Origin of the sequence: Collinsella sp. Sow4_E3 (assembly GCF_052116285.1) — a bacterium.
Classification (GTDB): Bacteria; Actinomycetota; Coriobacteriia; order Coriobacteriales; family Coriobacteriaceae; genus Collinsella.
The window spans coordinates 286952-298013 of record NZ_JBQKLJ010000001.1; the positions used below are offsets into that span (position 1 = coordinate 286952).

At 61.9% G+C, this 11062-nt stretch carries 9 protein-coding genes; 7 read left to right on the forward strand and 2 right to left on the reverse strand.

Annotated features, from left to right (window positions below; genetic code table 11):
• Positions 1–46: 46 nt before the first annotated feature.
• The 5 genes from ACTQ48_RS01220 (at position 47) to ACTQ48_RS01240 (ending at position 6192) form a co-directional block, all read left to right on the forward strand.
• Complete coding sequence (locus tag ACTQ48_RS01220; RefSeq protein WP_441569910.1) at positions 47–2032, forward strand: hypothetical protein; 1986 nt, start codon at positions 47–49, stop codon at positions 2030–2032.
• 137 nt (positions 2033–2169) lie between these two features.
• Positions 2170–2691: a crossover junction endodeoxyribonuclease RuvC gene (gene ruvC, locus ACTQ48_RS01225; protein ID WP_035137351.1), complete on the forward strand. Its 522-nt coding sequence runs from the start codon at positions 2170–2172 to the stop codon at positions 2689–2691.
• Positions 2691–3311 (forward strand): Holliday junction branch migration protein RuvA, encoded by a 621-nt coding sequence (gene ruvA / locus ACTQ48_RS01230; protein ID WP_154515896.1) that lies wholly within the window; start codon positions 2691–2693, stop codon positions 3309–3311. Before ruvC ends, ruvA begins: the two co-directional genes overlap by 1 nt.
• Entirely contained in the window at positions 3311–4378 is a 1068-nt protein-coding gene (gene ruvB, locus ACTQ48_RS01235) for a Holliday junction branch migration DNA helicase RuvB (protein WP_427717818.1), read from the forward strand. Before ruvA ends, ruvB begins: the two co-directional genes overlap by 1 nt.
• A 146-nt stretch (positions 4379–4524) precedes the next feature.
• Complete coding sequence (locus ACTQ48_RS01240; RefSeq protein WP_154515893.1) at positions 4525–6192, forward strand: formate--tetrahydrofolate ligase; 1668 nt, start codon at positions 4525–4527, stop codon at positions 6190–6192.
• A 494-nt stretch (positions 6193–6686) separates the two neighbouring features.
• Here the strand turns inward: ACTQ48_RS01240 and ACTQ48_RS01245 are convergent, their stop codons facing one another.
• Positions 6687–6923, reverse strand: coding sequence for a hypothetical protein (locus ACTQ48_RS01245; RefSeq protein WP_035137347.1), 237 nt, complete (start codon positions 6921–6923; stop codon positions 6687–6689).
• A gap of 138 nt (positions 6924–7061) precedes the next feature.
• On the opposite strand from ACTQ48_RS01245, the gene ACTQ48_RS01250 reads away from it, so the two are divergent.
• Positions 7062–8018, forward strand: a complete 957-nt coding sequence (locus tag ACTQ48_RS01250; RefSeq protein ID WP_441569911.1) for a hypothetical protein — start codon at positions 7062–7064, stop codon at positions 8016–8018.
• A 110-nt stretch (positions 8019–8128) separates the two neighbouring features.
• Here ACTQ48_RS01250 and ACTQ48_RS01255 read toward each other — a convergent pair whose 3' ends face one another.
• On the reverse strand, positions 8129–9310 hold the full coding sequence (locus ACTQ48_RS01255; protein WP_441569912.1) for a cation diffusion facilitator family transporter: 1182 nt from the start codon (positions 9308–9310) through the stop codon (positions 8129–8131).
• A gap of 218 nt (positions 9311–9528) precedes the next feature.
• Here ACTQ48_RS01255 and ACTQ48_RS01260 point away from each other — a divergent pair, with 218 nt between their 5' ends.
• Entirely contained in the window at positions 9529–10866 is a 1338-nt protein-coding gene (locus tag ACTQ48_RS01260) for a hypothetical protein (RefSeq protein ID WP_441569913.1), read from the forward strand.
• Positions 10867–11062 lie beyond the last annotated feature (196 nt).

The window sequence follows — 11062 nt, forward strand, 5'->3', positions numbered from 1 at the left end:
CGCTTTTACTACGGTTTCGATGGTTTACGACGGAAAGGGCTGGGCCATGAAGCTCGCACTTGCACAGATCGATATGCGCCTGGGTGATATTGAGGGCATTTGCGGTCGCATCGAGGACCAGGCTCGTCTGGCCCACGAGCGCGGGGCGCGCGTGCTGTGCGTCCCGGCTCCGCTCTTTATGGGTGCTCTGCCCGGCGGCCTGGTGGGTACTGCCGACTTTGAGCACGACATGCTGACAGGCCTGACCGGTGTTGCCGAGCGTATCCAAGAGCTCGATATGATCTGCATCGTGCCCGCGGCGGTTTCGTTTGAGGGCCAGCCGCTGCTCGACTACATGATGCTCAAGGACGGTCATGTGGTGCCGGCGCGATCGAGCATTGCCCTGCAGCGTGGCGAGAACAACGATACGCGTTGGGCGCCGCCGGTGTTCGACGTGGACGGCGTGCGCATCGCCGTGATTTTTGACTTGGACCGCGAACTCGAGATGTTGCCGACCGGTGTTGACCTCATTGCGTATTTCCAATTCAACGCGTTTGACATGACCGACCGCGAGACTGCCGCCATCGCCGCCGTTCGCAGCGGTGCCTACCGCAAGATCGCATCTAAGCGCAGCGTGTGGTTTGCCTGCATGGCGCCGGTCGGTGCGTACGACGAGTCGGTATATACCGGCGGTTCGTTTGTGCTCGACGACTGCGGTCGCGTGGTGGCCCAGGCGCCGTGTTTTGAGGAGAGCCTGCTGGTTCAGGAGATTCAGCGCGGCGTGATGCTCGATGCCCTGGAAGATCACGAACTGCCCGAGTTTCGTTCCGAGGCGTGGCTGTGGCAGGCGCTGGTGCTCGCCGTGCGCGACAATGCCCGCGCTCGCGGCACGTCGCGTGCTGTGGTGGCACTCGAGGGTGACTTGCCTTCGTCCCTGCTGGCGGCACTTGCCGTTGACGCTCTGGGCCCGCGTAATGTGATTGGCCTTGTGCTGGGGCGCAACCGTATCTTTACGCCGGCTCAGGAAGAGGCCGAGGCTGCCCGCTGTGCCGCCGTCCGCGCGATTGCCGAGCGCCTGCACATTCGCACCGTCGAGCGCGATGCACCGGATGCGGCGCGTGTGCTCGATCGCGACGTGTCGGCGGGCGATGCCGAGCGTCTGCGCTCGCGTGCGCTGGGCCTGATGTTGGAGGATACGGCGCTCGAGCTGGGCGCCATGGCGTTGAGCCCGCTCTCCAAGACCGAGTACGCGCTAGCGGCGCCCGCACTGTCCGGCGGCTACCAGGGCGACTTTGCGCCCTTTGGCGATGTGTACCTGTCGACGCTTGAGTTTGTGGCGCGCGTGCGCAACCGCACGTCTGCCGTGGTGCCCCAAGAGCTCGTGACGCTCAACGCGGTGGAAGATTGTATGGAGCGAGTGCTGGCGCAGGCGCTCTCGACGCTCGCCGGTCCGGTCGATATGCTCGACCGCGCGGCACAGCTGCTCGGCGGGCTTGAGCCGGGTGAGGTCGATGGCGCGCTCGAGGCGCACGTGGACCGCAATCGATCTTTCGACGACATCCCGATGGCCGCTGGCAAGCCTGAGGCCTGCTCGCTGCTGCTGATGCTCGTTCGACAGGGTGAGGCTGCCCGTCGCATGTTGCCGACGGCGCCGATCGTTTCGGCCCGTTCGTTTGCCGAGCGCGCTTGGCCGTACATGCTTGCGTGGTCCGATTTGGGGCTCAACGGCAAGGAGCGCATGACGGTTGATTCACTGGCGCGCGCCGAAGTGCGCCGCTTTGCCGATAGCGATACGGGCGATCGCATGCGCGGTGAGATGATGGGTCTGTTGGGTGAGCTGTTGGGTATTTCACCCGAGCAGATGGAGGAGCTGCGCTCTGAGGACGGTCAGCGTCGTTTGCACGAGGGAATGAAAAAGTTCGAGGGCGAGGTCCAGGACGCCATCGAAAGGATGATGGGCGGCCAGGGCGGACCGCAGGGCGGGCCCCAGGGTACGCCGATGCCACATCCGCCGGTGGATCCCCGTCAGTTTCCTTTTTTCTCGCAGAACTAAACTGGGGATAGGATTCGCTCCCAACCCCGATGCTTTAACTAAGCATCTTGGCCCCGTTGTGTTATTCTAGAACAGACGTTCGTGAATAGTGCGTGGGGCCTTGCCTCGCGCTGCGCTTGTGACGAGGGGAGGTTGGCTTGGTTATCTTGGGTATCGACCCTGGTTTGGCCCATACGGGGTGGGGGATTATCGAGGAGCGACGTGGCGAGGTTCGCTGCCGTGCCTATGGCTGCATCGAGACCAGTGCTGGAAGTCCGCTCGCGGTGCGCCTGTCGCATATCGCCCGCGACCTCAAGGGCGTTGTCGAACGCTATCGTCCCGATACCGCTGCTATCGAGAGCATCTACTTTGGCGCCAACGTTCGTTCGGCCATCCCCACGGCGCATGCCCGCGGCGCTGCGCTTGTGGCGCTTTCGGAGTGCGCGCTCGAGATTGGCGAATACACGCCCATGCAGATTAAGCAGGCTGTTGTGGGCACCGGCGCCGCAGATAAGCGACAGGTCGCCTACATGGTGCGCACGCTCACGCAGCTCGATCACGACCCGCACCCCGACCATGCCGCCGATGCCCTGGCCTGCGCCATCTGCCACGTTAACCTCAGCCGCACCCGCGCGCTTACCGGCGGCGAGTTCTATCAACAGAGAGGAACCGGATACTGATGATCTCCCAGCTCCACGGAACGCTTGTCGAGGCCACGATGAGCTCTGCTGTCGTCGATGTGTCGGGCGTGGGCTTTGAGCTCGGCATCTCGGGCAGCACTGCGGCCACGTTGCCGACGCCCGGCGGCGAGGTCCGCCTCTACACGCGTATGCAGGTGCGCGAGGACGCCATGACACTTTTCGGATTTTCCTCAAAGGATGAGCGCACAATGTTCGACCGGCTCGTGTCCGTCTCGGGCGTTGGCCCGCGCTTGGCGCTCGCCGTGCTTTCCACCTATACCGTGGGGCAGCTGTATTCGCTGGTGATGGCCGAGGACGACAAGGGCATGGCCAAGGTACCCGGTGTGGGTAAAAAGACAGCTCAGCGCCTCATCTTGGAACTCAAGAGTACCTTTGCCAAGGATAAGGGCTTTGTGCCGGTCGACGTGATTCCCGGACAGGTTGCGATGCCCGTGCCCGCTGCCGCTCCCTCGGCCATCGATGATGCTCGCGCGGCACTCCTTTCCATGGGCTTTAGCCCGCAGGAGGCCGATGTCGCTCTGAGCGGGTATGATGGGCAAGATATGCGTGTCGAGGATCTGCTCGGCGCGGCGCTTAAGCGACTCGGAATGGATGCGTGATGTGGGAAGCCGATGACTCTCAGGACCTGTGGGCGACGCCCGGCAACTCGCCGGCGGCATCCATGGCGCATGGCGAGCGCATGGTGGGCTCGGAGCTAACGCCCGAGGACCTCGATGTCGACCGTACCCTGCGTCCCCAGCGCCTGGACGACTACTGCGGTCAGGAGCATATCAAGCAGAGCCTTCGCGTGCTGATCGAGGCGGCGCAGAGCCGTGGCGAGACGCTCGACCACGTGATCTTCTCGGGCCCTCCGGGTCTGGGCAAGACCACGCTGGCCACCGTTATAGCCAACGAGCTGGGCGCTCAGATTAAGACGACGAGTGGCCCGGCCATCGCGCGCACCGGCGACCTGGCGGCCATCCTTACCAACTTGCAGCCGGGTGACGTGCTGTTTATCGACGAGATCCACCGCCTCAACCGTTCGGTCGAGGAAGTCCTGTATCCCGCGATGGAGGACTTTGCGCTCGATATCGTGATTGGCAAAGGTCCGGCGGCGCGCTCGATTCGCCTGGATATCCCCAAGTTTACGCTGGTGGCGGCAACGACCCGTTCGGGTATGCTGACCGGCCCGCTGCGCGACCGTTTTGGTATTTCGTATCGCTTGGACTACTACACGATCGAGGAGCTTGCCCAGATCGTGACGCGCTCGGCAACCATTTTGGGCGTGACAATAGACCATCCGAGCGCGCTCGAGATCGGCTCACGCTCGCGTGGCACGCCGCGCTTGGCTAACCGTCTGCTCAAGCGCGTGCGCGATTACGCCCAGGTGCGCGGCAACGGTCCTATTGAGCTTGATATCTGCCGTCAGGCGCTCGAGTTCTTTGAGATTGATGAGCTTGGTCTGGACTGGATGGACATTCGCATCTTGGAGACGCTCGCCAAGACGTTCTCCGGCCGTGCCGTGGGCCTGACGACCCTTGCCAGCGCGGTGGGCGAGGATCCGGGTACGCTCGAAGATGTCTACGAACCCTACCTGTTGCAGTGCGGCTTGATGATTCGCACGCCGCAGGGCCGTCAGGCAACCCTTCGCACATTCGAGCATTTGGGTATCGAGCCGACCCTGTAGGAATGGGCTTGTTTTAGCGCATCTGTAGGCTATCGCTGGGCATTGGATAAACATATCGCCGTTCATCGGTTATGGGCGTTTTACTATCGCGCGCCCGTGCTATGCTGAATTGGTCTTTTTCTCATCCGGTAACGAAAGGACCGCCCATGCCTACTGACATCGAAATCGCACGTTCTGTTACGCCGCTACCTATTACCGAGGTGGCCAAGAACGCCGGCGTCGACGTTAAGCACCTGATTCCGTACGGCTTCGACAAGGCTAAGGTCGACTATTCCCTGCTCAACGAGCCGACCGATCACCAGGCCAAGCTTGTCCTTGTGACCGCTATCAATCCCACGCCTGCGGGCGAGGGCAAGACCACCACGACCATCGGTCTGGCCGATGGCCTGCGCCGTCGCGGCGTCAAGAGCGCCGTGGCCCTGCGCGAGCCTTCGCTCGGCCCCGTCTTTGGCGTCAAGGGCGGTGCCGCCGGCGGCGGCTGGGCCCAGGTCATCCCCATGGAGGACATCAACCTGCACTTTACCGGAGACTTCCACGCTATCGGTGCCGCCAACAACCTGCTGGCCGCCATGCTCGACAACCATATTCAGCAGGGCAACCAGCTCGGCATCGATGTTAAGCGCATCACCTGGAAGCGCGTCGTCGACATGAACGACCGTCAACTGCGCCATGTTATCGATGGCATTGGCGGCAAGGCCCAGGGCGTGCCGCGCGAGGACGGCTTCGATATCACCGTTGCCTCCGAGGTCATGGCAATCCTGTGCCTGTCCACGAGCATCAACGACCTCAAAGAGCGCTTGGGCGAGATCGTCGTCGGCTACAGCTATGCCGGCGAGCCCGTCCGCGCCCGCGACCTTAAGGCCCAGGGCGCCATGGCTGCGCTGCTTAAGGACGCGCTCAAGCCCAACCTGGTGCAGACGCTCGAAGGCACGCCCGCGTTTGTCCACGGCGGTCCCTTCGCCAATATCGCCCACGGCTGCAACTCCATCATGGCCACCCGCATGGCCATGCGTTTTGGCGACGTTGCGATTACCGAGGCCGGCTTTGGCGCCGACCTTGGTGCCGAGAAGTTCCTGGACATCAAGTGCCGCATGACGGGCGTTCGCCCCAGTGCTGTCGTGGTTGTCGCCACTGCCCGCGCGCTTAAGTACAACGGCGGTGTTGCCAAGGCCGACCTCAACGAGGAGAACCTCGAGGCCCTTAAGGCCGGCATGCCCAACCTGCTGCGCCACGTCGACAACATCCAGAACGTCTATGGTCTTCCCTGCGTGGTCGCCATCAACCGCTTCCCAACGGACACCGAGGCCGAACTTGCGCTCATCGAGTCCGAGTGCCAGAAGCTCGGCGTCAACGTTAAGCTGTCCGAGGTTTGGGCCAAGGGCGGCGAGGGTGCGCTCGACCTGGCCGATGAGGTCATGCGCCTGATTGAGCAGCCGAGCGAGCTCAAGTTTGCCTACGAGGACGGTGCCGATGTGGCCGACGCCCTGGAGGCCGTTGCTACCAAGGTCTACCGCGCCGATGGCGTCGACTTTACGCCGGCTGCCAAGCGCCAGCTCGCCGAGCTGCGCGAGAACGGCTTTGGTAACCTGCCGGTGTGCGTCGCCAAGACCCAGTACAGCTTTAGCGATAACGCCAAGGCTCTGGGCGCGCCCGAGAACTTCCGCATCACCGTGCGCGAGCTCAAGGTTTCCGCCGGTGCCCACTTTGTGGTTGCGCTGACCGGCAGCGTTCTGACCATGCCGGGCCTACCCAAGGTTCCCGCGGCCGAGAACATCGACGTCGACAACGACGGCAACATCACCGGCTTGTTCTAAGCCTGCTGCTCATAGCCGCTTGCCCGCCCCGCCGTGCCTACCAAGGCCCGGCGGGGCTTTGTGCGTACCTATACCGATAGCTACGTTCCTCCGTATCGTTCGGAACAGGTGACGAGGTCGGCGTACTACAAGATTCGAGCTATTCCAACGGCCAGGATGTGACGCCTGAGTATCCTTGCGCCACGCATGTGCCCATCGAGTAGGGCAAAGCAACAGGGAGTGAACTGAACAGTCCCCGGTGGCGCAAAACGCAGCGCCGTCGGGGACTTTTTGATGCAAATTGGCTCCGAGACAAGCTGTCTGGGCCAGCCGCGCCACGAAAAGCGCCCATCTACTACGTTTGCCAGGGTTGGACCGACCATGGAGCGTTTTTTAACAATGCGGCAAGACGTTTACCTGCGGTTTTGTTAACACAAATATGGCTATGGTTGGCACCCTTGGGTTAAACGTAGTAGATGGGCGCATTTTATGGTTCACAGCCCAAGAAGAGGTCGTTAGCCGCGCTGGAGGCCGAAGAGTTTGGCGTTGCGCTCGGCGACCATCATGTTGATATCGGCGATTTCCATCTCGCCGTCAATGTAGGGCTGGTAGGTACCGTACGGGTCGCCGGCTCCCAAGCTGCAGCTTCCGCAGTTGTCGCAGCTGCCGTTGCCGCAGCCCGCGAGCGCCAGTTTAATGATCTCCTCACGCTCGGCACGCGTCGTGTCCTTGATGAGCTTGCTTTTTGCCATGACATATCCTCGATTCGCTTGTGACCGTCGGCCGCGCATGTCTTGTAGATACCGGCGGGCTTTGTCCATCATAGGCTTTTGCGCGGGTAGAATGCATGGATAACTTGATGCTTACGGGCGACGGAAAGGAAACGTTGCATGGACCAGGACAAGACGACTGTGATGGGTGGCTACGGCTCCCCGCGGACGGGCAATGGCGCCGATGAGACCCGCGTCGTGCCGAATCCCGGCTACGCTGCCCCCGATACGACGCAGGTGTCGGCCGATCCCACGCGCGTTGTGAATTACGGAAACGCGGCGCAGGACCCGCATGGTGTCTCATCGCAGAACCCCTACGGCAACGCGGTGGTAGACCCTTATGATGACCTGCTGCAAAATCCCATTCCACAACCTCAGCAGACGACATACATGCCGCGCACGGCACAGCCGCGCTACGAGTCGCACGACCGATACGCGCGCGAGCCGTATCGTGAGTATCCCAAGTCCATCCCCCAGTATGGCGAGGACGAGGAGAAGAAGCCTTCGCGTTCGTCGAGCGTGATTAAGAAGATCCTCATCGTGCTGGCGATCTTCTTTGCCTTGTCGGTTGTGTTTGCCATCGTGTCGGGCATGCTCAACAAGCGGGGCGCCACGACTGATACCACGGCCGAGCAGACCGAGACTGCCCAGTCCGGCACCGTCGACCTGAGCGATATCCCGGGTCAGTACTGGTCAAACGCCAAGAAGCTCCTCAAGTCGCGCGGGGCCGATCTTTCGAATGCCGTGATTCTGACCGACGACGGTTCGACGCCCGTCGTCGATGCCAACTGGGTCGTCACATCTGCCTACTACAACGGTGACGGCAACCTTGAGATTCAGCTCACGCGCAAGGACGGCTCGTCGGGCAATGCGTCCGCTGATCAAGGCGCCACGGACAGCTCGAGCTCTAACACGCTGGAGGACCTGAGCAACAAGGCGCAGGAGCTTGGGGATAAGGCCCAAGAGCTGGGCGGCACGGCTCAGAATCTCGGCGATACTGCACAGAACCTGGGCGATATGGCAACGAACGCCTGGGATGCCCTGCAAAATGGCATTTCGGGCGCGCAGGGAAACTAGCGGCCGAGCGGCTAGAGCCTTAGCGGTGCAAACAAAAACGGGACGTAGGATCGCGTGACCGGGCGCACGGGCGCGTTGGTCGGCGGTCCTGCGTCCCGTTTTGCTGTCGATTACAACTGTTCGGCCGGACGGTCGGGCGAGCTAAAACCCGAGTCAAACGTGACAACGCATGATGCATCGGGCCTGCGCTCGTGCACGATATGCGTTACGCGCTCCAACAGCTCGTCGTCGGAGATGCGAAAGCCGTCGGGACGCACCAGGTCAAACGAAACGAACCCGTCGTGCTCGTGCAGGTCATGGATGGAGAGCGCGGGATCGATCTGCATGACGCCACGCTTGACCCAGCTGCGCAGGTCGTCGCCGGTGGTGGCGATGGGGTCGCAGTGCAGCGTGATGTCGATGCCCATCTGGCGTTTGATATCGTGCTCGATGGTGTCCAGGATCTCGTGGTGCTCAAAGGCATCGCCCTCGCCGGGCATTTCCACGTGTGCGCTGGCAAACTGACGGCCGGGGCCGTAGTCGTGCACCATGAGGTCGTGTGTGCCCAAGACCTGGGGGTACGACATGATCCTGTCGCGGATTTCCTGGACGAGCTTGGGGTCGGGCGCTTGTCCCAACAGCGGGCTGATGGCGTCGCGCACCAGGCCCATGCCGCTGATGCAGATGAAGATACCCACACCCAGGCCTGCCCAGCCATCGAGGTCAAAGCCGGTCGTCTGCGAAATAAGCGCCGCCGCCAAGACCGAGCCCGAGGTGATGACGTCGTTTTTGGAGTCCTGCGCCGTGGCGATGAGCGTCTCCGAGTCGATGCGGTCGCCCAGCGCACGGTTGAATGCGGCCATCCATAATTTGACGAGCATGGATAAGACGAGGGCGGCTAGGGAGACCAGCGTGTAGGCGGTGGGGGAGGGCTTGATGATCTTGGAGATCGATTCGAGCACCAGGTTGATGCCGACGGCGCAAACGAGGACGGCGACAAACAAGCCGGCGAGGTATTCGTAACGGCCGTGGCCATAGGGGTGGCCTTCGTCTGCCGGGCGGCTGGCAAGGCGGAACCCGAGCAAGCTCACAATGTTGCTCGAGGCGTCGGAGAGGTTGTTAAAGGCATCGGCGATGAGCGAGACAGAGCCGGCGAGCAGACCCGCGATGCCCTTGGCCAGGCACAGGGTAATGTTGAGGCCAATGCAGATGAGGCTTGCGGCAAAGCCCGCGTTGGTGCGACAAGATGCATCGACCGGCTCGCCCTCGCTGCCGGGAACAAGTGTATGTACCAGCCGATTTACAAATAGCATGGCGTACCTCCTCGCATCCTCGTTTAAGGGGATAGTGTAGCTCGCATGGGCGCGCCGTGCGCCGATGCTCAGAAAATGCAGCAATGGTCTGCTGGAGCTAACGATCGGGGCTTCTTGTCCGACCGGGTGCTCCATTTTGGGCCACATGGGTATGGGCTTGTGCCTGCCTGCCCGACATACTTAATGTCGACAGCCCCTGCGTAAAGGAGGATGTATCCATGGACGAGATGTTTGCCATTAAATGCCAAAACTGCGGAGGCCCTATGTACTCGCACCAGGCTAAACGCAGCTTTGAGTGCGCCTATTGCGGCACGGTCGTTCCGTGGCAGGCCGATGCGGGGGAGCCCAGGAGCGCCCTGGGCATTCGCCATGCGCCGCTGACGGTTGTCGATGGGCTGCTTAAGCTCACCCATGTGTCGCAGCTCGAGCGCCCGGTGGACCCCGACTGGTATTTCTTTCATGCGCACTGGCGCAACCAGTCGGTTCTGGAGCATCTACTGTGGGAGGACCGCGGCACGGCGCAGGAGTTCCAAGAGGCTACGCATGTGAGCATCCCGTGCCCCTTCTGTGGCGCATCCTTCGAAGGCGAGTCAACGCAGCGCGTGTTTGAATGCCCGTCCTGCGGCAATAAGATCGGCGTTGCAGACCTACTCAAGCCCGGTACCTTTAGCAAGCGCCTGACCATGGGCGTTGGTGCGGAGTATGTACCCGAGCAGGGTATTCCCTGCGAAATCTCGCCGCAGCAGGCACGTGCCAACGCGCTGCAGCTGGTGCACCAGTATGCGGAAGCCTTTGCCGGTCACGATGTAGAAGACGCGATCCAAAACAACATGATGCTCTTCTACTTTCCCATGGCGCTCGCGGATTTGCGCATGATGGCGTCCTTCCCGGGCAAGGGGCTGAGTAAGGAGACCTTGGTGTACTACGAGGTGCTCGACTGGGCATATCCGCGGGCAAACTACCTGGACGTTCGTCTTATGGGCATTTTGGAGCCGTGGGACTTTGGCAGGGTGGGGCCGTTCGATCCTGCCATGCAGGAAGGCGACTTCCGCGTTGTCTCCGTCGATGCGTCTACCAAGGACCAGGTGGTCATTGATAAGCTGGCGCTCGATGTTGCCGGCAACGATGCCGAGGCGGTGCTGGGGCTCAATAAAAAGAGCATCCGCGCCTGGGCGCGCAAGGCCCGCAAGCATAAGGACGGCCTGGTGATGGTGCCGGTCTACTTTGTCGACCGTCCCGCGTCGGACAGCCGCGATGGCGAGCAGGTGCGCATTGCCGTAAACGGCCAGACGGGCCGCGCGGCCGCGGTGGTGTTTAGCGACAAGCGCGAGACGCATGTGGTGGCACCGCTCAATCCCAACGTGATGCTGTCGAGCGAAAGCACCGTGCACGCCACGCCCATCGAGGTCAAATACGTTAAATCGCCGTTTCTGTACCAGATCGTGCGCCATGGAGGCGGCGGGCAACCGCGTCAGGTGGCAGCGGCGGCCGATGGTTCCTACCGAGAGGAAAAGCCCAAACGCAAGGGTTTGTTTGGCGCGATATTTGGTAAGTAGGGGAGTGGCGCTGGTTAGCCTTATGACGCGATAGCTAGGGGCACGGGGCGGCTCGCAGGGGTGCGGGCCGCCCCGTTTTTGTGCGGCGACAGGACCCGCAGGCACTCCATTAAACACACATGCTCACAGCCCAAACGTTGAGCAACATTACGTTTGCCGATGGCTATTAAAAAATGTCCGTTCACGGTAGTAGCAT